The following is a 25,125-nucleotide window of genomic DNA, read 5'->3' as shown; positions in this document are numbered from 1 at the left end:
TCAGTTGACCGTCACCTGACCGAGCGCCGGTTTCTGTTCGCGAGCCTGATTCTGTGGTGCATAGACTTGGGTGAAGCGCACCGGCGGCAAGCTGAACTGGCCTTTCTGGGAGAAGCGCACCAAGTGCCGCAGGCGCAGCTCGCCACTGAGGGCGTCCAGCGGTATCGCATAGGCCATCTGGCCCGGCTCGAAGCGCGCCTTTTCCAGGGATGTCGGCTCGCTGTCGGCCTTGCCCATCAACTGGATGCCCCAGGTGGTGCGTTCCACATCGGCGCCCGGCGGCAACGGTACTTCGAGCATGCCGTAGCGCAGTGGCGTCGGAGCCTTGCTGTTGATGATCACTTCATCCAGGTAGAGGCTGTCGCTGGACAACGGTTTGTTGCCCACGGCTTCGAGCTTGAAGGTGAAGGCCTCGTCGCCCGGCACCAAGCGCGACAGGCGCCGGGTGATCGACACGGCCATCGGTGCCACCGGCGCTTGCTGGCTCTGGAAGCTCAATGCCGCTTGCAGTGGACGCTCCTCTGCACCGTTCAGGGTCAGCATCGTTGGAAGCTGCGCGCCCTGCCACTGCCAGTAGGTTTCACCGGTCGCGCCTTGCTTGGCAACCCAGCCTTCGCCCGGCGCCAGGGCCACGGCCGGCGCGGCCTGTTCGATGCTGCGCTGCAACCAGGTCAGGGCCAGCGCCCGTTCCAGGGTGGACTGCTGCGGCAGCACGCGCTCCAGCAGTGCCGTGGCGCGGGCTTGATCGAAGCTCTGCAGCGACAGCAGCAAAGCCTCGACGAAAGGCTGCGAGCTCAGCTCCAGTTGCTGTTGCGCGGCGTCGGCCTGACGGCTGAAGGCCGCGGGCAACGGCACCTTCGCCTGCTTGGCGAGGGACGCGGCCAGCACTCGGGCACTGGCCAGGCCAAGGGCGGAGTCCGGCGCGTACATGACCAGGCTGTCCTCGCCGCTGTCCAGCACGCTCTCGGTGCTGTCTTCGCTGGCCTTCGCCAGGTCGTCCATCAGGCCGCTGAGCAAGGTATTCACCGGCAGTTGCATCTGCTTGGCGAACGACAGGATCAACGCACGTTGCAGCAGCGGTGTATCCGCGGCCTCCTTGGCGTAGACCTCCAGCACCCGCTGCCAGTGTTCCGGCGGCAGGCTCAGGTCCAGGGCCTGGCTGGCGTGCCAATCGGCGTAATAGGCGTAAGCGGTAAGGAAGGCATCTGGCTCACCGTCCTGGCCCCACCAGGTGAAGCTCGCCGACGGCCCGGCCATCTGCACCAGGCGCAAGCGGCTGTTCTGCATGATCAAGCGCAAGCGGTCGCGGATCTGCGGATTCGACGCCAGGGTCGGATAGGCAATGCTCAACGGCAACAGGCGACTGGCGGTCTGCTCGACGCCACCGTAGGGGTAGCTCAGCAGGTCATCCAGGGCCGAACGGAACAACGCTGGCGGGCTGTCATCCAGGCGCAGGCGAATATCTGTGGCGTCGGTCGGCAAGGTCAGCGGAGTGTCGCCGCTGGCCACATCAAGGCGCTGGCTCTGGGTCACTTGCCAGCCGTTGCCGCTGGCGTTCAGGTGCATGGCCAGGGCGTCCTGGGTTTCGCCGTTCAATTGCAACTGCACGGTCAAGTCGCCGCTGCTCAATTCCAGGGCCGGCAGCGCCACGTAGTTGATGCCGTTTTTCAGCTCCGCCACCACGCGCTGTTCAGCGCCGGCGTAACGGATCAGCAGCTCGGCCTTCAGGGGTTTTTCCGATTGGCTGAAGGCGAACAGGCCCAGTTGCGGCTTGTCGCCCGTGCGGAAGCGGGTCGGGCCGCTCCACTTCAGGTACAGCGGTTTTTCCGACGCAATGAACTGCTTCTTCTGGCCGACTTGGCCGTCGTCAGCGATCGCCTTGGCCGTGATGCGCCAGCGGGTCAGCGAGTCCGGCATCTTGAAGGTGAAGCGGGCCTTGCCGTTGGCGTCGGTGACCAGCTCCGGTTGCCACGCGGCGGTGTCGACGTCTTCACGCCGTGGCCGCTCCAGCACCTTGACCCCACGCTCGCTACGGTTGGCCTTGCCCGGCGCGCCGGGGCTGCCTGGCAGCGCCACGTCATAGCTGATGAACGACAGGCTGGCACTGGTGCGCACGTTGTTGCGGCGCGGGTGATAGAAGAACTGGTCGATGGTCGGCGCCACTTCCGGTTGCAGGGCGTAGACCATCTCATCGACCACGCTGACCGTCAGGTGCGCCGGGATCGCCTTGCCGGCGAACTGGGTGCTCAGGTCCACGGTCACCGTGTCGCCCGGACGATAGGTGGCTTTGTCGGTGACGACAGCCACATCGATCTGCGGCGTGATCACCTTGATGCCGGCGTTCTGGAAGCTGTACTGGCCGCCCTTGGTGTACAGCACCGAGAAGGTCAGGTTGGGCGCAAAGCTATCCTTCACGGCAATGCGCGCGCGGTATTGGGTGTCGCTGAGCTTTTCCATCTTCAGCCAGTCGCCACCCTTGGACAGCAGCGCCGTGGCCTCGACCTTGTCCCGCTCAAGCGACAGCAACGCATCGCTGACCGGCTCGGGGAAGGTGATCAGCGCCAGCGCTTCGTCACCGGTCTTGTATTCAGGCTTGTCGAAGACAATCTCGACGGTGCCCGGCACGGCCTTGATGCCTTCACCGGTCACCGCATGGGCGGCCGCACCGATGACCCGACCGTGGTCATCCTTGAGCGTCAGATTGTAGGTGCCGGGGCGCTCGAAGGTCAGGCTGAAGCCCTTATCCTTGGCCGCCAGCTTGCCTTCGCCGGTGCTCTGGTCTTCCAGGCGCACCCAGGCGTAGCTGCCGGGTGTCACAGCCTTGGCCTGTTCGGTGCCGCCTTCGTTGGCGTAGCTGAACGACACCTTTTGGCCGGCGGCGCTGAACCGCTGGGGAGCGCTCAGGCGGAAATTCGCCGCGCCACGGTCGATGAGGATTTCCTTGGTGGTCTTGACCCGATACGCCGCGCCATCGCTGGCGAACACGGTGAGCGTGTAGCGGCTCGGCTTGTCGGCGGCCGGCAGGTCGAGGGTCGCGTTGCCCTTGGCATCGGTGGTCACTTCGCTGCTGGTCAGTTCCACCGGGAATTGCCCCAGGTATTGCAGCTCGTTATCGACCATCGACAGTTGCTGGGCCCGCAGGCTCAGGCTCACCGTGGCATTCACCACCGGCTTGCCGTCCGGGTACAGCAGCACGAGGTTGCCCTTGACCGGCTCGCCGGTGCGGTAATCCTGCTTGGCCAGGTTCAGGGCGATCTCGAAGTGCGGCTTGATGTATTCGGCGACGCGGAAGGCGCTGCTGTAGAGCTGGTCCTTGTAACTGAAGCGCAGCTCATAACCACCGGCCACGGCGTTTTCCGGCAGTTGGAAACGGCCTTGGGTACCGGCCTTGGAGTCGAGCTTCAGGGCCAGGGTTTGCAGCGCGGTGCCGGTGGCGTCGAGGACGCTGACATTGACGTCGGCGGCGGTCGGTTGCACCGAGTCACGGGCGTTCTTGAACTCGCGACCGACGATTTTCAGTGACACCCAATCCCCCGGCCGGTACAGCGGCCGGTCGGTGAACGCATACAGCTTGGTGTCGTAGATTTCGCTGTCGTAGTAGAAGTTTTCCGAAACGAATACGCCGCCCTCCTCGTCCTCACCAATGACGAACGAACGCTCCGGGCTGACGTGCTTGAGGCGCAGCAGGCCGTCCTCATCGGTGGCACCGCTGCTCATCACGCCCAGGCCGTCGGTCCACAGCACATTGACCTTGGGCACCGAACGCCCTTCATGCTTGCGTGCGGTCCAGACCAGCAATTCATCGCCGGCAATCTTGCTCACGGCCACGGTGTTGGAGACGAAGACCATGGTGGTCGCGCGATACTTGCCGATCAGCGCTTCCACCAGGTACAAGCCAGGCTTCAACTGGCCCAGCGGCACATAGACGTTGCCCGGGGCGACGCTGACGAACTCACTGGACGAACCGGCCAGGTTGACCCCGGCTGGCGGCTGGATTGGCTTGGCCTGCCACAGCGGATAACGGAACTGGCTGACCACCGGCAAGCCCGGGATCAAGGCGAATTGCGCCGGTGCCTCGTACGGGGTCGGCGCGACCAGGGCGTCGCCGATCCTAAGTTCCGGCACTTGCTCGGTGACGTGCTGGCGCGATTCGTAGGAGAACGCCCGTTGCATCACTCGACGGGACTTGCGGTACCAGTTGTCCCACAGGTACGCGAGGGTGTTCGACAGGCCTTCGCCCTTGAACTGGCCGTCGCTGACCACGCGGTGCAGGTTTTTCTGGCGCTTGAGGAACTCCAGCGGTTTTTCGATGCGATAGACGCGGATGTCGGCGCCGCCGTAGGGTTCCATGCGGTACCGACGGTAGTCGCGGCCCGGCGCTTCGAGGCGAACCATGGCCTGTTCGTCGCTGGCAAAACTGCTGTCGGCCAGCAGGAAAAAGCTTTCGCCGGACACCGGCGTGTAGCCGCTGGGCTCCACCGTGTCTTCGGCATTAACCAGGGGTGCCAGCAACAGGGCGAACAGCAGGGGCAGTTTTGAACACAAGCGCAGCATGCGGGCACCGGTCATTGGGAGAGAAAGTTGAGTCGATAGACGCCGATGAAGTTGGGGTTGGCTGCGTCGGGTATCCATCGGGTGTCCTTCCAGTTCATGAGTTGTTGCAGGCTTGCGGAGCGCATGCCGTTGTCGGTAGGGGTTGTGGTGCCGGTGTGATAGGCGATGTAGCGGCCCATCCAGATCATCAAGTGCTGGTCATCGCCCTGATCGAAGAACATCAGGTCGCCGGGGCGGGCCTGGGCGACATCGCGGCCCACCAGGCGACTGTTGAACTGGATCAGCTTGATGGCGTTGACGTAGGGCCCGACCTTGCCGCCGCCCTGCTGCCACTGCTGGGCGAGGCGCCGTTGCGCATCGCTGAGGGGCAGTTCCGGGGGCAGGTAGCGATTGGACAGGCCATTGCTGCGCAGCCATTTTTCATCGTGGACCTTGAGTGCTTCGTTGGCGGCGAAACGCACCAGCCCGGCGCAATCCTGCTGGTACCAGCGCGGGCTCGGGCCTTTGGTCAGCTGTTCCTGGGCAATGCGCACGAACCAGGCGCGAAAGACCTGGGACTGCTGCACGTCCAACGCCGGCGCCTCGACGGCACGCGCCGGCCCGCCGAGCAGCAGCGCCAGCAGCAGCGTCAACGCAGGGTTGCGGATCAGTGCGGTCACAGCGCTTTCCATTCCAGCGGCAGCCACTGCCAATGGCCGTCCGGCTCGCTGCCCGCGGGCAAGGTCAGGGCGTATTTGCCGTAGCCGCCGAGGGTGCGCAGTTTCGGGATCAGGTAGGTTTGCGCGGCGTTGTAGAACACCGGCTCCATGTCCTGGGGCAGGCTGTCGAGGGTTTCGCGTTGCATCAGTTGCGCCATGGAATCCGGGCCGAAGTAGACCGGCATCAGCAGGTCTTGGGGCACCACCTCGGCCATGGGCGGGAAGCGCTTGTCGAGGGTGCCGAGGGCCTTGTCCACCAACTTGTCGTCGAGGGAGAACAGCAAGGTCGAGCCATGACGGGCCAGGCTGACCCGCAGGAACGCCTTGCCGGTGATCGCTTCGGGTTGCTCGGCTTCCTTGGCCGAATAAGGCCCGAAATTGGAGCTGACCTGGCGTTGCCATTGGTGCGTCGAACCTGCTTGCTTTTCCACTACCGGGAACGCGTGTTCGGCGACGTTGTTTTCATAGGCGCCGACCATCGAACCGAACAGGTTGCCCAGGTCGGCGTCGAGCTTGCCGTCGTCGTCATTCAGGCTCGCCACCAATAGCGGCGTGTACAGCCGCGAATCGGCGTACCAGCACAGGCCGGCGGCACCGGTCACATGATCGACCATGGCCTGGGCGGCTTTTTCGTCGGCGCCCAGTTTCACCAGCAATGGTTTCTGCTGCTCGGCGGCCAGGGGCAAGGCCACGCAAGCGCTGGCGCCCATGGGCATGGCTTGCCAGATTGGCTTGAAGTCGAAGTCCGGCTGGTTTTCCTGCTCGTCCAGGGCCAGGAAGCTGTGCCAGCCCTTGTCGTCCATGTCGAAGCGCAAGCCGGCGAAGTTCGGGATGAACCGCTGGTAGCCCATGGCGAGCACGCTGGCGCTGACCGAGATGCGTTGCTTGACCTCCGGCGCCTTGGCCGGCAGGCCGAAGGCTTCAGGGAACAGTTTGTCGCCGTTGAGCAAGGCGGCCAGGGCGGTCGTCGAAACGCTGCCCGGCTCCACCGCCGACCCGCTGGCCGGGTCGTACAGCTTGGTCGGGTTGGACAGCACGACCAGTTTGTCGCCGTGGGAGGCGAAGGCCAGGGATTTGCTGGCGTTGTAGCTGAGCTGGTAAAGCGCGACGTCGTCACCGCCGACCTTGAGGTCGCTGAGCTTGCTCAGTTGGGTGTCATCCAAGGCGACTTTTGCCAACGGCTCCAGCACCTTGGCCAGGCCGCCGCGATCCATCACCAACAGGAAATCCTTGAGGCGACCGTCCGCACCGCGCCACAACGCGACGTCGGCCGGCTGGTCGAAAAGCGTTTCGATCAGGCTGTCCTGCAGCTTGAGGTCATGCTCGTAGATGATCCGGCGCAGGCTGCCGATCAGCCCGAGGCGGTCGGCATGGGCTTCGTAATAGAAGACGAAGTCCTCGGTGAGCGTGGCCTTGAGGAACGGCACCGCCAACAGGTCCTTGGGCAACTGGCTCAGGGAATGGGTCTCGAGCAAGCCGTCGGGACGGCTCAGGCCGAGTTTTTCCAATGCCAACGCCATGGGCGGCGCCTTGGGCTTGTTGATGAACCAGCCCAGCCCGGCGGCCACACCGGCGACCAGGCACAGCCCGATCAGTATCGCCGGCCAGCGGCGCACAGGTTTGGCGACAGGTGTCGGCGTGGTCGGGGAAGCAGTGTTGTCGCTCATATTCACAAGGGCCTGTTCATCCGTGGAGCGGATTTAGTAGTTGAAAGTCTTGACCAGCAACAGATCGCCAATGGCGCGCAGGGGCACGACAAAGGTCTCGCGTTTTTCATCGACGGTGTTTTCGTTGAGCACCAGGTTGATCTGCGAGGTGATCACCTCGTTCTGGTTGCTGGTCTCATCGAAGTTGTAGCCGCCGCTGCCGTAGTTGCCCCAATAGTTCACGTAGACCAGGTAGGTGCCGTGCATCGGCGCGGTCATGGTGAACATCTCAGGGCCGGGGCCATCGACGCCATCCGGGTCGAGGCCGCCGCCGTTGGTCAGCGCCGGGCGACCGAAGAAGGCATGTTGGCCGTCGGGTGTGACGATATGCAGGTCGAGCTCAGCCTTGGGGTCGTCCCAGCCCAGCACCACGCGGATCTGCGCCGGGGTGCGCAGGTTGTTGGCTTCATAGAATTGCACGCGCTTGAGGGACTGGCCTTCGGAGCTGCGCACCTCGACGCTGTTGGAGCCGGCGCCGAACGCATACGGCCGGGCGAACCGTCCTTCGTCGTCGGTATAGAGATTCAGTGGATTGCCGTTGACCGCCAGGCTGTGGGGCTGGCGCGCCGTGCCCATCGCCTTGATTTGCCCTTCGATCATCGTGCGGTTGCGCTGGATGCCGCGGTCGATGGGTGGCGTGGGATACGCGACTTGAGGGTTTTCCGTACGATCGAGCAAGCCGCTGTAGCGCCAGCCGCCCACCGGCTCCGACATTTCAGCCGAAGGCGCGGCCCACGCCAACGGCGCACCGAGCAACACGATCAATAAAGAAAGAAAACGCACGTATGCCTCCTGCCATGCACGACGCAACCCGGCGCCCTTCCAGGGCGCTGCTTGTAATTATTCGGGTTTCGTCTGAGGGCCCCGTTACAAGGCAATGCTGTTCACTTAAGGCAATCGATAAACCCGTGGCGAGGGAGCTTGCTCCCGCTGGGCCGCGAAGCGGCCCCAAAACCTGCCAATTGCGGCGTATCAGACACACCGCACCCGCCGGTTTACGACTGCTTCGCAGCCGAGCGGGAGCAAGCTCCCTCGCCACAGGGTCATCATTCTTCTTAAGTGAACGGCATTGCCGTTACAAGGGGCCGTAGATGGCGCGAAGAGTAGCCATTTGACGGATTTTTCACAATCGGGGAACACGCGATTCTGTGTGGGAAATCACGTACTGGGAGAGGCGTGAGCCGAATAGCGGGTTTATTCGGCTCACGAAATGAGCCGAATAGCGCTATTATTCGGCTCATTCATCTCTGGACAGGCTCATGGCACCTCATTGGCTCTGGCAACAGCCCGATTGGCCCGACTTCCACTGGCAAGCTGAAGCATTGGCACCGCTGCTGCGAGAGTGCGTGCAGGCCCAAGGTCAATTGCTTGGCATGACGGGCGCGGTCACGGCTTCGCTCAGCGCCCAGAACGAACTGGATGCCTTGCTGCAAAACATCGTGACCTCCTCGGCCATCGAAGGAGAACAATTGAATGTGGGTTCGGTGCGCTCGTCCCTGGCTCGCCGACTGGGCCTGGAGCCCGTCGACGACAATCCCGCCAGCCCACGCAGCGAGGGCTTGGCGAATCTGTTGCTGAACGCAACCCAGCATTTCAACCAGCCGCTGACTGTCGAGCGCTTGCTGGATTGGCACGAGTGGCTGTTTCCTGATCAAACCAACGATCTGGCTCATCGGCAGATCCGCGTCGGCACGCTACGCGGCGATGAACCGATGCAAGTGGTCTCGGGCAGGCTGGACCGACCTACCGTTCACTTCGAGCCCCCCCCGCGCCAGGGTCTTGAAGAGCAGTTGCAGCGGTTTGTCGACTGGTTCGAGGCGAGCCGTCATCAGGTCGATCTCGACCCGTTGCTGCGAGCCGGCATCGCTCATTTCTGGTTTGTCACCCTGCACCCATTCGACGATGGCAATGGCCGCCTGACCCGCACCCTGACCGACCTGGCATTGGCCCAGGGCGAGGCCCAGGCGATCCGCTTCTACGCCATGTCCGCAAGCATCCTGGATGACCTCGCCGGTTATTACCGAATCCTTGAAAACAGCCAGAAGGCCACGCTGGATATCACCGCCTGGCTGACCTGGTTTCTGCAAACGCTGTTGCGCAGCCTGCACACCGCGATGGCGCAAATCGAAAGCGTGCTGGGCAAGACACGGTTCTGGCAGGCCCATCGCGCCTCAGCTCTCACCCCTGAACAGACCAAAGTGCTGAACCGGTTGCTCGATGGCGGCGAAAAAGGCTTCGGGCAGGGGATCAGCGCCGCTCAATATCAAGCCGTGGCCAAGGTCTCAAAGGCGACGGCCACGCGACACCTGGCGGAACTGCTGGAAAAAGGCTGCCTGGAGCGGATGCCCGGTGGCGGACGCAGCACCCGGTACAGAATCAACTATCCAGACAACTGAATACCGATTGTGGCGAGGGAGCTTGCTCCCGCTGGGCTGCGCAGCAGCCCCAAACCCGCCGGGTCGATCCAGTTTGCGACCGCTGCGCGCTCGAGCGGGAGCAAGCTCCCTCGCCACAAAAGCACTGGATCACAGCCCGCGTTACCCCGCCCTGATTTGCCCGAACACCCCATGTCTGCTAGTGTCGCGCCGGTTTAACAGTCAACCGGAATAGCCGCCATGGCCCGCAAAAAAGCTGCACTGGATTTCGAACAATCCCTGGCCGACCTGCAAACGCTGGTCGAACGCCTGGAGAACGGCGAATTGTCGCTGGAAGACTCGCTGACCGCCTTCGAGCAGGGTATCGGCTTGACTCGCGACTGCCAGGCGGCGCTGGCCCAGGCCGAGCAGAAGGTGCAATTGCTGCTCGAACGCGACGGTGAACTGACCGAAGAGCCTTTCGACGCGGAACAACCTGAATGATCGGCGCCTATCAGGCCAGCAGCCAGGCCCGGGTCAATGCTGCACTGGATACCTTGTTCAGCGCCCCGAGCCCGGAACTGGCGCGCCTGTACGAAGCCATGCGCTACAGCGTGATGAACGGCGGCAAACGTGTACGGCCGCTGCTGGCCTATGCCGCGTGCGAAGCCTTGGGCGGCCGGGCCGAACAGGCCAACGGCGCCGCCTGCGCGGTGGAACTGATCCATGCCTATTCGCTGGTGCACGACGATCTGCCGGCCATGGACGATGACGACCTGCGCCGCGGCCAGCCGACCACTCACAAGCAATTCGACGAAGCCTGCGCGATCCTGGCTGGCGACGGCTTGCAGAGCCTGGCCTTCAGCGCACTGCTGGACCCGGCCCTGAGCGATTGCCCGGCGCAGGTTCGCCTGGACATGGTCAGCGCCCTGGCGTTGGCGGCAGGCCCTGCCGGAATGGTCGGCGGCCAGGCCATCGACCTGGGCTCGGTGGGCCTGAAGCTGGACCAGGGCGCGCTGGAATACATGCACCGGCACAAGACCGGTGCCTTGATCGAAGCCAGCGTCAAACTCGGCGCCCTGGCCAGCGGTCGGGCCACCCCCGCACAACTGCAAGCCTTGCAGACCTACGCCCGGGCCATCGGCCTGGCGTTCCAGGTGCAGGACGACATCCTTGACGTCGAAAGCGATACCCAGACCCTGGGCAAACGCCAGGGCGCAGACATCGCGCGCGACAAGCCGACCTACCCGGCCCTGCTCGGCCTCGACGCGGCCAAGGCCTATGCCCTGGAGTTGCGCGACCAGGCCCTGGCCGCGCTGCGACCCTTTGACGCGGCGGCAGAGCCGTTGCGCGACTTGGCGCGTTATATCGTCGAACGACGCAGCTGATACAAGGTCAACCCTAAAGATTGCGTATCGGCCAAGTTCCGGCCTACGCGTGGGCAGCTTGCGATGCATAAGGTAAACTGCCGCCTCTTTCTATACCTATAACGATTCGCCTGATGCCCACGACGTTTCAAGAGATCCCCCGCAAGCGCCCGACCACGCCCCTGCTGGACCGCGCCAACACGCCGGACGGCCTGCGTCGCCTGGGTGAAGCCGAGCTGGAAACCCTGGCCGATGAGTTGCGCCTGGAATTGCTCTATACGGTCGGCCAGACCGGTGGGCACTTCGGTGCAGGCCTGGGCGTCATCGAGCTGACGATCGCGCTGCATTACGTGTTCGACACCCCGGACGACCGGCTGGTGTGGGACGTCGGACACCAGGCCTACCCGCACAAGATCCTCACCGATCGTCGCGAGCGCATGGGCACGCTGCGCCAGAAGGATGGCATCGCCGCCTTCCCGCGTCGCTCCGAGAGCGAATACGACACCTTTGGCGTCGGCCACTCCAGTACGTCCATCAGCGCCGCCCTGGGCATGGCGATTGCCGCCCGCCTGCAAAACAGCGAGCGCAAGGCGATTGCCGTGATCGGCGACGGCGCACTGACCGCGGGCATGGCCTTCGAAGCGCTGAACCACGCGCCGGAAGTCGACGCCAACATGCTGGTGATCCTCAACGACAACGACATGTCGATCTCGCGCAACGTTGGCGGTTTGTCCAACTACCTGGCGAAGATCCTCTCCAGCCGCACCTACGCAAGCATGCGCGAAGGCAGCAAGAAGGTCTTGTCGCGCCTGCCCGGCGCCTGGGAAATCGCCCGCCGCACCGAAGAATATGCCAAGGGCATGCTGGTCCCCGGCACGCTGTTCGAAGAACTGGGCTGGAACTACATCGGCCCCATCGATGGCCATGACCTGCCTACCCTGATCGCCACCCTGCGCAACATGCGTGACCTCAAGGGCCCGCAGTTCCTGCACGTGGTCACCAAGAAAGGCAAAGGCTTCGCCCCGGCGGAAGTCGACCCGATCGGCTACCACGCCATCACCAAGCTCGAACCCCTGGACGCCCCGGCGGCCGCGCCGAAAAAAGCCGGCGGACCGAAATACTCCGGCGTCTTTGGCCAATGGCTGTGCGACATGGCCGCCGCCGACCCGCGCCTGGTGGGCATCACCCCGGCGATGAAGGAAGGCTCGGACCTGGTGGCCTTCAGCGAACGCTACCCGCAGCGCTATTTCGACGTGGCGATTGCCGAGCAGCACGCCGTGACCCTCGCCGCCGGCATGGCCTGTGAAGGCGCCAAGCCGGTGGTGGCGATCTACTCGACGTTCCTGCAGCGGGCCTACGACCAATTGATCCATGACGTGGCGGTGCAGAACCTCGATGTGTTGTTCGCCATCGACCGCGCCGGCCTGGTGGGCGAAGACGGCCCGACTCATGCTGGCAGCTTCGACCTGTCGTTCCTGCGCTGCATCCCCGGCATGCTGGTGATGACCCCGAGCGATGAAAACGAGCTGCGCAAGATGCTCACTACCGGCCACCTGTTCAATGGCCCGGCGGCGGTGCGCTACCCGCGTGGCACCGGTCCGAACGCAACGATCGAGGCCGACCTCGAGCCCATCGAGATCGGCAAGGGCGTGATTCGCCGCCAGGGCAAGCAAACCGCCCTGCTGGTGTTCGGCGTGCAACTGGCCGAGGCCCTGAAAGTCGCCGAAAAACTCGATGCCACTGTGGTGGACATGCGTTTCGTCAAACCTCTGGACGAAACCCTGGTGCGCGAGATGGCCGGCAGCCATGAACTGCTGGTGACCGTCGAGGAGAACGCCATCATGGGCGGTGCCGGCGCAGCGGTCAGCGAGTTCCTGGCGCGGGAAAACATCCTCAAGTCGGTGCTGCACCTGGGCCTGCCCGATGCCTACGTCGAACACGCCAAGCCGGCGCAGATGCTGGCCGAATGCGGTTTGGACGAGGTGGGAATCGAAGCCGCGGTGCGTCAACGGTTGCAGTTGTTAGGCTTGTAATTTTTCAAACAACGCAGAACCCTTGTGGGAGCGGGCTTGCTCGCGAATGCGGTGTATCAGTCGACATCGATATTGACTGATGCACCGCATTCGCGAGCAAGCCCGCTCCCACACTGGTTTTGTGTGGACCAAGAAATCACGGAACACCCATGAAACGCCGCCTCACCCTAGCCCTCGCCCTGCTCCCCACCCCCAACCTGCTCGCCGTCACCTTCGAACGCGACCAGGCCCTGAAGCTGCCCGACATCGTCATCAGCGCCAACCGCCAGGTCGAGGCCCGCAACGACAGCAGCGCCGCCAATACGATCTTCACCCGCGACGACATCGACCGCCTGCAACCGGCCAGCGTCACCGACCTGCTCAGCCGCGTGCCCGGCGTGCAAGTGGCGCCGCTGGGTGGGCGCGGCAGCCTGCCGGGGATTTACATTCGCGGCACCAAATCAGCCCAGAGCCTGGTATTGGTGGACGGCCAGCGCATCGGCAACGCCACCTCCGGCGACAGCAACCTGCAACGCCTGAACATCAACCAGATCGAGCGCGTGGAAGTGCTGCGCGGTTCGCGCTCGGTGATCTACGGTGCCGATGCGGTGGGCGGGGTAATCCAGATTTTCACCCGGCGCGGCAGCGAGCAAGGCCTGCAACCACGCTTGCATGTGGGTGTCGGCAGCCACCAGACCTGGGAGCGCAGTGTAGGCCTGTCCGGCGGCGACGAGCAGACCCGCTTCAACCTCGGCGCCAGCCTCGACGACAGCGCCGGAAGCAATCGGACCCACGAGTCCTACGCCAGCGACCGCGACAACGACGCCAATCGCAACCAGTCCTTCAGCCTGAGCCTGAGCCATGCCGCCAGCGAGCATTTGGAAGTCGGCCTGAACCTGCTGGATAACCGCGGCAAGAGCGAATACGACAACCCGTTCGGCCGCTTCGACCCGGCCACCTTCGAATCCCTGCCCCAGCAACCCTATAGCGAGTTTGCGGTGAGCAGCTTCAGCACCTATATGGACGGCCGAATCAACGACAGCTGGAAGTCGCGCCTGGAACTGGGCCACAGCGAAAACCGCGAAAAAACCTTCGACAAGCTCAGCGACACCCGCGAAGTATTTAACACCTACCGCGATTCCGTGACCTGGCAGAACGACGTGACCCTGAACGCGCGCAACAGCCTGATCGTCGGCGGTGACGGGTATCAGGACCGGGTCAACAGCAGCACGCCGTTCGACGAAGACAGCCGTTGGAACCGCGCAGCGTTTATCCAGCACCGCTTCCAGGCCGAAACTTTTTCGACAGAGCTGGGCCTGCGCCGCGACCAGAACCAGCAATTTGGTGGACAGAACAGTTGGAGCGGCACCCTGACCCTGCCGGTCAACCCGGACAACAACGTGCTGCTGACCTACAGCGAAAGCTTCCGCGCGCCGACCTTCAACGACCTGTACTACCCGGACTACAGCAACCCGGATTTAAAACCCGAGACAGCCAAGAACTACGAACTGCAATGGCGCAGCCAACTGAGCGACAGCGCCCGCCTGGAAACCTCGCTGTACCGCACCGACCTGGAGGACGCGATCATCTTTGGCCGTGACTCCCGCCCGCAGAATGTCGCCTCGGCGCGGATCAACGGTTTTGAAATGGCCTACCTGCAGGATCTGTTCGGCTGGCAGGGCAACCTGGCCCTGGCCATCATCGACCCACGGGACCGCGACAGCGGCCACACCCTCGCCCGCCGCGCCCGACGGACGTTGAGCCTGGACCTGGATCGGCAATTCGATCGGTTGGGCCTGGGTGCCACTTGGCAAGCGGTAAGCGGCAGCTACGACGACGAAGACAACCGCAACGCCCTGGGTGGCTATGCCCTGCTCGGGTTGCGCGGCAGTTGGGCGCTGACCCGGGAGGTTAAGCTGGAGATGAAGGTGGATAACCTGTTGGACAAGGGTTACAGCCGAGCGCTGTATAGCCATGAAGGTGGGCAATATGGGTATCGGGAGGAAGGTCGGAGTTGGTTGTTTGGGGTGACTTGGACCCCCTCTCTCTGATCCACGATTTGTAGCGTTTGAGCGGACCTCTTCGCGAGCAAGCCCGCTCCCACAGTTGAAATGCATACCCCTGTGGGAGCGGGCTTGCTCGCGAAGGGCGCACCGCGGTCTACCTGTCTGGCGCAATCAACTCACACAACCGCGCCGTCGCCTCGATCATCTGCCCACTGGGCCGCTCCAGCCCCTTGTCATTGACCAGCAGCAATCGCCCCTGCGCCACCGGCCAGGTTTTCCAGGCATCGAGCTGCGCCTGTTCGGTGGCGAGGATGACCTGCGGATTGCGCTGCAGCACCGCTTCCACACTCACCTGCGGAGCCGGCACGCTCAGGTCGGCGAAAACGTTACGCGCCCCGCACACCGCCAGCGCATCACTGATGATCTGCCCGCCACCGACGGTGTATAGCGGCCGGTCCCAGACTTGGTAGAACACCGGCAACGGCGGGTCCCGACGATAGCGCTGGCGTAACCCCTCAAGACGCACGCGCAACTGCGCCGCCCGCTGCACGCCGCGCTCCGGACGACCGAGTTGCAAGGCAATGGTTTCGATTTGCGTGATGAGTTGGTCGAGGCTGCGAGGCTCGGCGATGTAGATGGGAATGCCCAGCGTTTTAAGCTGCTCGCGCTGGGCCGGGCCGACACTGCCGGGCCAGAGCAGGAGAAGATCGGGCTTGAGGCTGAGCAAGCGCTCCATCTCCAGTTGCCCGTAACGGCCCACCGAGGGCACTGCCTTGAGCATCGGCGGACGATCACCGCCATCCAGCACGCCCACCAACAGGTCGGCGGAATCCAGCTCAACAACGATTTCCGACAGCGACGGCGCGAGACTGACGACCCGCGAGGCCGCCATCGTCGAGGCGCTGACGGCCAGCAGCAAGACCGCCAGCCAGCGGCTCATCAGCCGAGTTGACGCGGGATGCGGTACAAGTAGAACAACACGGCGGTCGACAAGGCCAGCAGCATCAACGGCACCGCTTCCAGCCCAACGAACACCGCCAGGGCGCCAATCCAGGCCGGCAACCCGGCCACCAGGAAAGCAGCGCGGCGACGGGCCGCCAAATCAATCCAGGCCTGGGGTTCTTCGGGCGTGTCGAGGGCTTTCTGGGTGGCGATCAAGGCCTGTTTATACGGCCCGAAGAAGCGCAGGCTGACAAACATCGACGCCACGCCGGCAATGAACAGCGGCATCGCCAGCACCGGCAGAATCGCTTCGCCCTGGCCGAATACCGCGTTGATCACAAACAAGGGCAGCAAGGCCAGGGCCAGGTATTGCCACCAACTGACCGACAGCCGCCGCCGAACCTGACCGCGCGTCACGCCCGATCAACCTCGCCCTGGTGCTCGTTGCCCATCATGTGGTCGAGCTTGCTGGCCTTGGTCGCCAGGTAGAGTTTGTTGTGGGGGTTGTGACCGGTGTGCAGCGGCACACGCTCGGCCACCACGATGCCCATGTCGGTCAACGCCTTGACCTTGCGCGGGTTGTTGGTCATCAAGCGCAGCGACTTCACGCCCAGGTGCTCCAGCATCGGCAGGCAAATGCTGTAGTCACGCAGGTCGGCGGCAAAGCCCAGGCGTTCGTTGGCTTCCACGGTATCGGCGCCGCCGTCTTGCAGCTCATAGGCGCGGATCTTGTTCAACAGGCCAATGCCACGGCCTTCCTGGCGCAGGTACAGCAACACGCCACGGCCTTCGCGGGCGATGGCCTGCAGCGCGGCCTCGAGTTGCGAACCGCAATCGCAGCGCTGGCTGAACAATGCATCGCCCGTCAGGCATTCGGAATGCAAGCGGCCCAACACCGGAGAACCGTCGGCGAAATCACCCAGGCTCAACACAACGTGCTCGCGGCCGGTGGCTTCATCGAGAAAACCATGCATGGTGAATTGCGCAAAGGGCGTTGGCAGCTTGGAAGCGGCAACAAAAACGACAGGCACCGGTGTGCTCCTGATCTAGTACTGGAGATTCGCAGAGGCGGGCATTGTAACAGCACGATCCGGCAGACGCTTAGGCTGAATTATCGGCCATCACTATCGAAAAGTTTGATCAAGGCTTCGGTGGCTGGCCGTGCTCGTCAAAAGGATAGGGTTGCTTCCAGCGTTCGAAAATCGGTTTCAACTGGCCGGTTTTCACCAGCACTTCCATCCGCCGATCGAACAGTTCGCTCAGTGCCTTCCCCTTGGCATTGTTGGCAAAGCCCAGATACAGCGGCAAATTGATCAACGGCGAGAGTTTGAACTGCTTCGGGTTCTCGGCCTTGGCGAGCACATCCTGGATTTCCATCAACGCATCGATATAAAAATCGGCACGATCATGGACCAGCATCGGCAAGATGCCCACGGCGCGGTGGATTTCATTGAAGCGTCGGATATTGGGCAGGTAGTTGTTGTATTCGTACCCTCGCATCCACACCAGCCGGTAATTGCCTACCGTCGCCAGCGTGGGGGACGGCTTGGAGGCGAGCCCCAGGGCATAGATGTGATCGACGTCATAGTGCCACTTCGGGTACAGCACACCTTCGGACTCATCCCGATAGGCGCCGACCTGCACCTCGACCTCGCCGCGCTGCACCAACCCGATCGAGCGGGTGTAAGGCACGCTGCGGATCTCCAGCTTGACGCCTTCGGGCTCGAACACCGCGCGCAAGATGTCCCAACCCATGCCCTGGCCATCGGCCTGGGTGTAATCGGCCCATTCCTCGCTGGCCGCACGGATCTTGTCGGGCAATGGCGCCGACTGGGCCGCCCCCGCTCCCACACAGGCTCCCAAACACAGCAACAGCAGTAGTGCGCGGCTTACGCCCATGCCTGGCTCCTTCAGGTGAAACACCACACCAATCCTTGCATTGCCAGCCAAGCGAACACCCCGGCCAGTACATCGTCGAGCATGATCCCGACACCTCCGTGCACATGTCGGTCGATCCAGCGGATCGGCCACGGCTTGAGGATATCGAAGAAACGGAACACCAGAAATCCCGTCAGCAACCAGTACCAGCCTTCCGGTACCAGCCACAAGGTGATCCACATGCCGACCATTTCGTCCCAGACGATCCCTTCATGGTCGTGCACCCGCAGGTCGTCCGCCACTTTGCCACACAGCCAGAAGCCAAACAGCATGGTGATGCCCAGCATCAACCAGTAGCCCCAGTCCGGCAACATCTGCCACAACGGTATGAAGGGTAGCGCAACCAGCGAGCCCCAGGTGCCCGGCGCTTTAGGTAAAGTGCCCGAACCGAAGCCAAACGCCAGGAAATGCCAGGGATTGCGCCAGACCGAAGGCGGAACGAACTCTGCCGGGACCTGGTTGGGATGATCTGTCACGGTGTCTCCCGAAAATGTTGATAGCCCCGTGTTTGCGGGGTGATGTCGTGTCCGACGTCGTCGACCAGCGTGACGCCCTGCCCGGCCAGTACGCTGCCGATCACATGGATCGGCCCGCCTTCGGCCTGCAACGCCGGCCATCGGCTCGGTGGCACGGCGAACAACAGCACGTAATCGTCACCGCCGCTCAGGGCGGCCTGCTCAGCATCCGCCCGGCCAAAAAACGCTAGCAGAGCGTTGGACAGCGGCAGTCGGTCCCGTTCCACCTGCAAGGCCACCCCGGATGCGAGGGCGATATGCCCGCAATCGGCCAGCAAGCCATCGGAAATATCCATCGCCGCGCTGGCCTTGCCCCGCAACGCCAGGCCCAAGGCGATCTGTGGTCGCGGTGACCAATAATGAGCCAGCAGCGGCTCGGCGATGGCGGGCTCGGCGTGACGCTGGCCGAGCACCAACGGCAATGCGCCGGCGGCATTGCCCAACTCGCCGCCGACGCACAGCAGGTCGCCGGGCTGCGCGCCGCCGCGGGTCAAGGCCTGGCTGCCAGGCACATGGCCGAACACTGTCATGGTCAGGCTCAGCGGCCCGCGCGTGGTGTCGCCTCCCACCAGCGCCACGCCACAGGCCTGGGCCATCAGGTTCAAACCGCGGGCATAGGCTTGCAGCCAATCGGTGGTCACCGTCGGCAAGGTCAAGGCAAGGGTAAAGGCGAAGGGCTTGGCGCCCATGGCGGCCAGGTCGCTGACCGCCACGGCCAGCGAGCGCTGGCCGAGCAGGAACGGATCGCAAGGGTCTGGAAAGTGTACGCCGGCCACGAGCGTGTCGGTGGACACCGCCAGCTGTTCCCCGGGAGGAACGGCCAGCAGGGCGCAGTCGTCGCCGATCCCCAGCGCAACGCCCTCGCCGCCCTGCGCACAAGGCGCGGCGGCGAAGTAGTTACGGATCAGCTCGAACTCACCCATTAAGCGTCCTGTCTCACCCATGCTGTTCTTTTTTGTCGGCGCCCGTTGGCGCCATACTGCGTTGCCGCTCCTCGCCATAGCGGGCTATGACTCGTCGCGGCGCCTTGTCTGGCACCAACAGTCACTCGACAAAAAACGAACGCATGGGCGAGACAGGACACCGCTGCAAGCACCAATCAGCGCTTGAACGCCTTCACTTCAGCTTCACGCAGGCGTGGGGCGAGCTTGTCGAGCACACCGTTGACGAACTTATGACCATCGGTGGAACCGAAGACTTTCGCCAGCTCGATCCCTTCGTTGATCACCACGCGGTACGGCACGTCGACGCGCTGCATCAGTTCCCAGGTGGACAGGCGCAACACCGCCAACTCAACCGGGTCCAGCTCGTCGATCGTCAGGTCCAGGCAAGGTGCCAGGGCGATGTCGATCTCGGTCTTGTGAGCCGGCACGCCATGCAGGATCTCGCGGAAATAAGCACCGTCGACATCACTGAAATCGTTATCGACCCGAAATTGCGCCTCGATCTCGTTCAGCGATTGCTTGGCCATGTGCCATTGGTACAGCGCTTGCGTCGCGAGCTGACGGGCTTCACGGCGCTTGACGCTTTTCGACGGCTTGCCGGCATCCGCAGGCTTTGGATCGCGCGGGTTGAAACGATCGCTTTCGTCGCTAATCACTTGGCCTCCAACTGCGCCAGCAGACTGACCATTTCCAGGGCGGACAGGGCAGCTTCGGCACCTTTGTTACCGGCCTTGGTGCCGGAACGTTCGATGGCTTGCTCGATGGAATCAACGGTCAGCACGCCGAAAGCGACCGGCACGCCGAACTCCATGGACACCTGGGCAAGGCCCTTGGTGCATTCGCCAGCCACGTATTCGAAGTGCGGAGTACCGCCACGAATGACCGCGCCCAAGGCGATGATCGCCGCATATTCGCCCTTTTGAGCGACTTTCTGCGCAACCAGCGGAATTTCGAAGGCGCCAGGGGCGCGGATGATAGTGATGTCGCTTTCGCTCACGCCATGGCGAACCAGGGCATCGACCGCACCGCCCACCAGGCTCTCGACCACGAAACTGTTGAAACGGCCCACTACCAGAGCGTAGCGGCCTTTGGGGGCGATGAAGGTACCTTCGATGGTCTTCAGGGTCATTCGTCAGATCTCTTAAAGAGCCAGAGCGCGTTCTATACGCGCTCCTCAGTGATATTAGCCACGAATACAGGGCCGTGGATTTCGCCTTCTCGTTCACTTGCACATCTTCTGTGGCGAGGGAGCTTGCTCCCGCTGGGCTGCGTAGCGGCCCTTTTTGGTGGGCGCTGCGCACCCAAGCGGGAGCAAGCTCCCTCGCCACAGATGGATCTGACAAGCCTTAACGATAATGCCGCAATCCCCAGGCCATTATTCAGAGGGCACGTATTCTACAACTTCCAGATCGAAACCGGATATCGCATTAAATTTCATCGGTGCGCTCATCAGGCGCATTTTACGCACGCCCAGGTCCCGAAGGATCTGCGAACCGGCACCGACGATGCTGTAGGTGGTCGGTTTTTTTGGCGCCGCCTGGTCGGCGGTTTCGCGGATGTGCGCCAGCAGCACGTCACCATCGAGCGGGTGACCGAGCAACAACACCACGCCGCTGCCGGCCTCGGCCACCGCGGCCATGGCGGCCCGCAGGCTCCAGCGGCCGGGTTGCTTGACCATCAGCAGGTCGCGCAGCGGGTCCATGTTGTGCACACGCACCAGGGTCGGTTCTTCGGCGCATACGGTGCCCAGGGTCAGCGCCATGTGCACGTCACCTTCCACCGAGTCGCGGTAGGTCACCAGGTTGAACTGGCCCAGTTCGCTGTCCAGCGGCTGCTCGGCAATCCGCTGAACGGTACGTTCGTGGATCATCCGGTAGTGGATCAGGTCGGCGATGGTGCCGATCTTGATGTTGTGTTCGGCGGCGAAGGTTTCCAGTTCCGCGCGACGGGACATGGTGCCGTCGTCGTTCATCACTTCGCAGATCACGCCGCTGGGTTCGAAACCGGCCATGCGCGCCAGGTCGCACGCCGCTTCGGTGTGGCCGGCGCGGGCCAGGGTGCCGCCGGCCTGGGCCATCAGCGGGAAGATATGGCCGGGGCTGACGATGTCTTCGGCCTTGGCGTCCCGGGCGGCAGCGGCCTGTACGGTGCGCGCGCGGTCAGCGGCGGAGATCCCGGTGGTTACGCCCTCGGCGGCCTCGATGGACACGGTGAACTTGGTGCCGAAGCCCGAGCCGTTGCGCGGCGCCATCAGCGGCAGCTTCAACAGCTCGCAGCGCTCGCGGGTCATCGGCATGCAGATCAGCCCACGGGCGTGCTTGGCCATGAAGTTGATGTGTTCGGCCTTGCAGCATTCGGCGGCCATGATCAGGTCGCCTTCGTTCTCACGGTCTTCGTCATCCATGAGGATGACCATCTTGCCTTGGCGGATGTCTTCAACCAGTTCTTCGATGCTATTGAGCGCCACGCGGCACCCCCTTGGGTCAGGATTTGAGGTAGCCGTTGGCGGCCAGAAAACTTTCAGTGATGTTACCGGCTGCAGGCGTTGCGGCCTTGTCGCCCAGCAGCAGGCGCTCGAGGTAACGGGCCAGCAAGTCGACTTCCAGGTTGACCCGGCGACCTGGCCGGTACGAAGCCATGATGGTTTCGCTCAACGTGTGGGGAATGATCGTCAGTAGGAATTCGGCGCCGTCCACCGCGTTGACCGTCAGGCTGGTGCCGTCGACGGTGATCGAGCCTTTATGGGCGATGTACTTGGCCAGTTCCTTCGGGGCGCGGATGCGAAACTCCACGGCCCGGGCGTTATCCGTGCGCGAGACCACTTCGCCGACGCCGTCCACGTGGCCGCTGACCAGGTGCCCACCCAGGCGAGTGGTGGGGGTCAGGGCTTTTTCCAGGTTGACCGGGCTGCCGCTCTTGAGGTCGTTCATGGCCGTGCAGTCGAGGGTTTCGCGGCTGACGTCCGCCAGGAAACCGTTGCCCGGCAATTCGACGGCGGTCAGGCACACGCCGTTTACCGCGATGCTGTCGCCCAGCTTGACGTCGCTCAGGTCGAGCTTGCCGGTTTCGACATGGACCCGCACATCGCCGCCCTTGGGGGTGAGTGCACGGATGCTGCCGATGGATTCGATGATGCCAGTGAACATGGAGTCCTCCTCGAGAACGGGCCGCCGCTTGAGCGAAAGCCGGGAATTATACGCTGGCCGGTGGAACGGGAACGGCGATGACTCGCCAGTCATCGCCCACGGCGCGGATTTCGGTGATTTTCAGCACCGGGGCGTCTTTCATCTGCGCCAGCGGCCAGTCCAGCAGTGGCCGCGCCGAAGAGCCGAGGAATTTGCCAGCGATGAAAATCTGGAACTCATCCACCAACCCCTGCCGGGCGAAAGCCCCCGCCAGGCGCGGACCGGCCTCCACCAGCACCTCATTGACGCCACGGCCCGCCAGCTCCACCAGCAGGCGATGCAGATCGACCTGGCCGTCATCGCCGGCCACGATCATGCATTCGGGACCGTTGGCGTATTGTTCTTCCACCGCCATGCAGGTAGCGACCAGCGCCGGGCCGGCCTTGAAAAACGCCGCATCCAGCGGCACCCGCAGGCGCCCGTCCACCAGCACCCGCAGCGGCGGGCGGCTCATGACCAACGCGGTCTGCTCGGCATCGAGCCCCAGTTCATCGGCGCGCACGGTCAACCGGGCGTTGTCCGCCAACACCGTGTCGGCGCCGGTCAGCACCACGCTGGCCTGGGCACGCAGGCGTTGCACCGCCGAGCGTGCGGCCGGGCCGGTGATCCACTGGCTTTCGCCGCTTTCCATGGCGGTGCGGCCATCAAGGCTCATGGCCAGCTTGACCCGCACGAACGGCAGGCCCTGTTCCATGCGCTTGAGGAAACCTTCGTTGAGCGTGCGCGCTTCGCCTTCCAGCACGCCGCTTTGCGTGGCGATGCCGGCCTGGGCCAGGCGCTGCAGGCCGCGACCGGCGACTTCCGGGTTGGGGTCTTGCATCGCTGCCACCACCCGCGCCACGCCGGCATTGACCAACGCATCGGCACACGGCGGCGTACGCCCGTGATGGCTGCACGGTTCGAGGGTCACGTAGACCGTGGCGCCCCTGGCATTATTGCCGGCGGCACGCAGGGCATGGACTTCGGCATGGGGCTCGCCGGTGCGGATGTGCCAGCCTTCGCCGACCACCTGCCCGTCCCGCACGATCACGCAACCGACCCGGGGATTGGGGTGGGTGGTGTAGTGACCGCGCCGCGCCAACTCCAGGGCACGGGCCATGTAATGGGCGTCGAGGACGGCCTGCTGCGCCGAGGCGGTCATTGTTTCACCGGTTCGCGGGCCAGGCGGTCGATTTCTTCGCGGAACTCGTTCAGGTCCTGGAAGCGTCGGTATACCGAGGCGAAACGGATGTAGGCGACTTCGTCGAGCTTCTGCAGCTCGGCCATCACCAGCTCTCCGACCACCAGGGACTTGACCTCGCGCTCGCCGGTGGCCCGCAGCTTGTGCTTGATGTGCACCAGCGCCGCTTCCAGGCGCTCGACGCTCACCGGACGTTTTTCCAGGGCGCGCTGCATGCCGGCGCGCAGTTTTTCTTCGTCGAACGGCTGGCGGCTGCCGTCGGTTTTGATCAGGCGCGGCAACACCAGTTCAGCGGTCTCGAACGTCGTGAAACGTTCGCCGCAAGCCAGGCATTCGCGGCGGCGGCGGACTTGTTCGCCCTCGGCGACCAGTCGCGAGTCGATGACCTTGGTGTCGTTGGCACCGCAGAAGGGACAGTGCATGGTGGCAGGCAACAAAAAAAGGGAGGGCCATGGTAGCGCATCCCACTGGCAAGACAAGCCATAGGGTTTACGGTATACAGACGGGCTTACCGTCAGATCCATGGAATTCACCTTGCTGGAGCCACACATGCCGCTACGATCGCTCGTTTTGCTCAGTTTTTTCAGCCTGCTGATGGCGTGCAGCAGCGATGCCCCAAAGCCCGCCGTTCCCGCTCCGGCCCCCGCGCCGAAACAGGCCCAGGAAAAGGCCCGGCAAGCCACCGAGCTGGGGCCGCTGCCGGCGCATCAACGTGAGTTGAGCGGCACCTTGCAAGGCGTGCCGGCCGGTGCCGAGGTCGAATTGGCGTTGCTGGTGATCGACGAGAAAGACCGTCCTCAGCAATTGCTCGCCAGTTCCAGCCTGATCGGCACCAATCAGGCCCTGCCCTTCCGCCTGCGCTTCAACCCGCAAGCCTTCCCGGTCGGCGCCCGCGTGGAACTGCGTGGCCGCGCCAGCCAGTCCGGCCAGTTGATCCTGCACTTGCCGGAGCAACGCATCAGTCAACCGACCACCCAGGCGTTGGGCACCCTGCAATTCGTCAAAGCCCCATGAGTGCACCGCAAGACTTGCAACGGGCGTTGAGTGAATTGCTGGGCGACGCGCGCCTGGTGGCTTGTCCACTACCCGACACTGATTTGAAGTTGTGGCTGATCGACGGCGACAACATGGACCGCGCCTTCAGCCCGGAAGAAACCCGGCGCATCCTCCACGAACCGCCCTATTGGAGTTTCTGCTGGGCCAGCGGCCTGGCGATGGCCCGCTACCTGGCCGAACAGCCGCGGTGGGTAGAGGGCAAGCGGGTGTTGGATTTTGGCGCCGGCTCCGGCGTGGCGGGGATCGCGGCGGTCAAGGCCGGGGCCCTGGAAGTGGTGGCCTGCGACCTGGACCCATTGGCGATTGCCGCGTGCCAGGCCAATGCCGCGCTCAACGGCGTGGCGCTGGGTTATTCGACGGATTTTTTCGCCGAGGCTGATCGCTTCGACCTGATCCTGGTCGCCGACGTGCTCTACGACCGGGCCAACCTGCCGCTGCTCGATCAATTCCTCAGCCGTGGCCGCGGGGCGTTGGTGGCCGACTCCCGGGTGCGGGATTTCCAGCATCCGCTGTACCGGCGTATCGAAATGCTCCAGGCCATGACCCTGCCGGACCTGGCCGAGCCGGAGGAGTTTCGGCATGTGAGCCTGTACCACGCGCGGCGCGGCTAAAAGCTTCGCGAGCAAGCCCGCTCCCACAGGGGTCGCATGAACACTTGGGATCATTGT

General features: G+C 63.7%; 23 protein-coding genes and 1 tRNA gene. 8 read left to right on the top strand and 16 right to left on the bottom strand.

Features of this window, described 5'->3' with window-relative positions; translation table 11 throughout:
* Genes HU767_RS12725 through HU767_RS12715 form a run of 3 tightly spaced genes read right to left on the bottom strand, consistent with a single transcriptional unit; the run spans window position 1 to window position 6,289 of the window.
* Window positions 1-4,569, bottom strand: coding sequence for an alpha-2-macroglobulin (locus tag HU767_RS12725; RefSeq protein ID WP_186729660.1), 4,569 nt, complete (start codon window positions 4,567-4,569; stop codon window positions 1-3).
* Complete coding sequence (locus HU767_RS12720; RefSeq protein ID WP_186710539.1) at window positions 4,566-5,225, bottom strand: DUF1175 family protein; 660 nt, start codon at window positions 5,223-5,225, stop codon at window positions 4,566-4,568. Before HU767_RS12720 ends, HU767_RS12725 begins: the two co-directional genes overlap by 4 nt.
* Window positions 5,210-6,289, bottom strand: coding sequence for a DUF2138 family protein (locus HU767_RS12715; protein WP_186729652.1), 1,080 nt, complete (start codon window positions 6,287-6,289; stop codon window positions 5,210-5,212). The genes HU767_RS12720 and HU767_RS12715 overlap by 16 nt, the downstream gene beginning before the upstream one ends.
* Before the next feature lie 42 nt (window positions 6,290-6,331).
* Between HU767_RS12715 and HU767_RS12710 the strand changes: the two genes are divergently transcribed.
* A tRNA-Asp gene (locus HU767_RS12710) sits at window positions 6,332-6,438 on the top strand.
* A 514-nt stretch (window positions 6,439-6,952) separates the two neighbouring features.
* Here HU767_RS12710 and HU767_RS12705 read toward each other — a convergent pair.
* The gene (locus HU767_RS12705; protein ID WP_186710545.1) at window positions 6,953-7,741 is read right to left on the bottom strand and encodes a DUF2135 domain-containing protein; all 789 of its coding nucleotides are present in this window, start codon (window positions 7,739-7,741) and stop codon (window positions 6,953-6,955) included.
* A gap of 476 nt (window positions 7,742-8,217) precedes the next feature.
* On the opposite strand from HU767_RS12705, the gene HU767_RS12700 reads away from it, so the two are divergent.
* The 5 genes from HU767_RS12700 to HU767_RS12680 all read left to right on the top strand — a co-directional run bounded on the left by HU767_RS12700 (window position 8,218) and on the right by HU767_RS12680 (window position 14,742).
* Window positions 8,218-9,354 carry a Fic family protein gene (locus HU767_RS12700; RefSeq protein WP_186729651.1) on the top strand — a complete coding sequence of 379 codons (1,137 nt, stop codon included), beginning with the start codon at window positions 8,218-8,220 and terminating at the stop codon, window positions 9,352-9,354.
* Between the two features lie 219 nt (window positions 9,355-9,573).
* The gene (locus HU767_RS12695; RefSeq protein WP_003185917.1) at window positions 9,574-9,816 is read left to right on the top strand and encodes an exodeoxyribonuclease VII small subunit; all 243 of its coding nucleotides are present in this window, start codon (window positions 9,574-9,576) and stop codon (window positions 9,814-9,816) included.
* Entirely contained in the window at window positions 9,813-10,700 is an 888-nt protein-coding gene (ispA, locus tag HU767_RS12690; RefSeq protein WP_186729650.1) for a (2E,6E)-farnesyl diphosphate synthase, read from the top strand. The genes HU767_RS12695 and ispA overlap by 4 nt, the downstream gene beginning before the upstream one ends.
* A 113-nt stretch (window positions 10,701-10,813) precedes the next feature.
* Complete coding sequence (gene dxs, locus HU767_RS12685; RefSeq protein ID WP_186729649.1) at window positions 10,814-12,712, top strand: 1-deoxy-D-xylulose-5-phosphate synthase; 1,899 nt, start codon at window positions 10,814-10,816, stop codon at window positions 12,710-12,712.
* A gap of 149 nt (window positions 12,713-12,861) precedes the next feature.
* On the top strand, window positions 12,862-14,742 hold the full coding sequence (locus HU767_RS12680; RefSeq protein ID WP_186729648.1) for a TonB-dependent receptor: 1,881 nt from the start codon (window positions 12,862-12,864) through the stop codon (window positions 14,740-14,742).
* A 109-nt stretch (window positions 14,743-14,851) separates the two neighbouring features.
* On the opposite strand, the gene HU767_RS12675 is transcribed toward HU767_RS12680, so the two are convergent.
* The 12 genes from HU767_RS12675 to nrdR form a co-directional block, all read right to left on the bottom strand.
* The gene (locus tag HU767_RS12675; protein ID WP_186729647.1) at window positions 14,852-15,637 is read right to left on the bottom strand and encodes a cobalamin-binding protein; all 786 of its coding nucleotides are present in this window, start codon (window positions 15,635-15,637) and stop codon (window positions 14,852-14,854) included.
* Entirely contained in the window at window positions 15,637-16,056 is a 420-nt protein-coding gene (locus HU767_RS12670; protein WP_186707680.1) for an MFS transporter, read from the bottom strand. Before HU767_RS12670 ends, HU767_RS12675 begins: the two co-directional genes overlap by 1 nt.
* Complete coding sequence (ribA, locus tag HU767_RS12665) at window positions 16,053-16,670, bottom strand: GTP cyclohydrolase II (protein WP_014340439.1); 618 nt, start codon at window positions 16,668-16,670, stop codon at window positions 16,053-16,055. Before ribA ends, HU767_RS12670 begins: the two co-directional genes overlap by 4 nt.
* 109 nt (window positions 16,671-16,779) lie before the next feature.
* Window positions 16,780-17,538, bottom strand: a complete 759-nt coding sequence (locus HU767_RS12660) for a transporter substrate-binding domain-containing protein (protein ID WP_186707681.1) — start codon at window positions 17,536-17,538, stop codon at window positions 16,780-16,782.
* A gap of 11 nt (window positions 17,539-17,549) precedes the next feature.
* On the bottom strand, window positions 17,550-18,053 hold the full coding sequence (locus HU767_RS12655) for a phosphatidylglycerophosphatase A (RefSeq protein WP_053125805.1): 504 nt from the start codon (window positions 18,051-18,053) through the stop codon (window positions 17,550-17,552).
* The gene (gene thiL / locus HU767_RS12650) at window positions 18,050-19,015 is read right to left on the bottom strand and encodes a thiamine-phosphate kinase (RefSeq protein ID WP_186729646.1); all 966 of its coding nucleotides are present in this window, start codon (window positions 19,013-19,015) and stop codon (window positions 18,050-18,052) included. Before thiL ends, HU767_RS12655 begins: the two co-directional genes overlap by 4 nt.
* Before the next feature lie 176 nt (window positions 19,016-19,191).
* The gene (gene nusB / locus HU767_RS12645; protein ID WP_186707683.1) at window positions 19,192-19,692 is read right to left on the bottom strand and encodes a transcription antitermination factor NusB; all 501 of its coding nucleotides are present in this window, start codon (window positions 19,690-19,692) and stop codon (window positions 19,192-19,194) included.
* Window positions 19,689-20,165 (bottom strand): 6,7-dimethyl-8-ribityllumazine synthase, encoded by a 477-nt coding sequence (ribE, locus tag HU767_RS12640; protein WP_003206025.1) that lies wholly within the window; start codon window positions 20,163-20,165, stop codon window positions 19,689-19,691. Before ribE ends, nusB begins: the two co-directional genes overlap by 4 nt.
* 246 nt (window positions 20,166-20,411) lie before the next feature.
* Complete coding sequence (gene ribBA / locus HU767_RS12635; protein WP_053125811.1) at window positions 20,412-21,503, bottom strand: bifunctional 3,4-dihydroxy-2-butanone-4-phosphate synthase/GTP cyclohydrolase II; 1,092 nt, start codon at window positions 21,501-21,503, stop codon at window positions 20,412-20,414.
* A 16-nt stretch (window positions 21,504-21,519) separates the two neighbouring features.
* Complete coding sequence (locus tag HU767_RS12630; RefSeq protein WP_186729645.1) at window positions 21,520-22,182, bottom strand: riboflavin synthase; 663 nt, start codon at window positions 22,180-22,182, stop codon at window positions 21,520-21,522.
* 46 nt (window positions 22,183-22,228) lie between these two features.
* Window positions 22,229-23,362 (bottom strand): bifunctional diaminohydroxyphosphoribosylaminopyrimidine deaminase/5-amino-6-(5-phosphoribosylamino)uracil reductase RibD, encoded by a 1,134-nt coding sequence (gene ribD, locus HU767_RS12625; RefSeq protein ID WP_186729644.1) that lies wholly within the window; start codon window positions 23,360-23,362, stop codon window positions 22,229-22,231.
* Entirely contained in the window at window positions 23,359-23,823 is a 465-nt protein-coding gene (gene nrdR / locus HU767_RS12620) for a transcriptional regulator NrdR (RefSeq protein WP_163006734.1), read from the bottom strand. Before nrdR ends, ribD begins: the two co-directional genes overlap by 4 nt.
* Window positions 23,824-23,950: 127 nt before the next feature.
* On the opposite strand from nrdR, the gene HU767_RS12615 reads away from it, so the two are divergent.
* Window positions 23,951-24,415: a YbaY family lipoprotein gene (locus HU767_RS12615; protein ID WP_186729643.1), complete on the top strand. Its 465-nt coding sequence runs from the start codon at window positions 23,951-23,953 to the stop codon at window positions 24,413-24,415.
* Window positions 24,412-25,068 carry a 50S ribosomal protein L11 methyltransferase gene (locus HU767_RS12610; protein ID WP_186729642.1) on the top strand — a complete coding sequence of 219 codons (657 nt, stop codon included), beginning with the start codon at window positions 24,412-24,414 and terminating at the stop codon, window positions 25,066-25,068. The genes HU767_RS12615 and HU767_RS12610 overlap by 4 nt, the downstream gene beginning before the upstream one ends.
* The last annotated feature ends 57 nt before the right edge of the window (window positions 25,069-25,125 follow it).

The organism is Pseudomonas sp. SWRI179 (genome assembly GCF_014268705.1).
Classification (GTDB): Bacteria; Pseudomonadota; Gammaproteobacteria; order Pseudomonadales; family Pseudomonadaceae; genus Aquipseudomonas; species Aquipseudomonas zanjanensis.
Note: the sequence above shows the minus strand (reverse complement) of the source record. Positions and strands in the feature narration are given on the sequence as shown.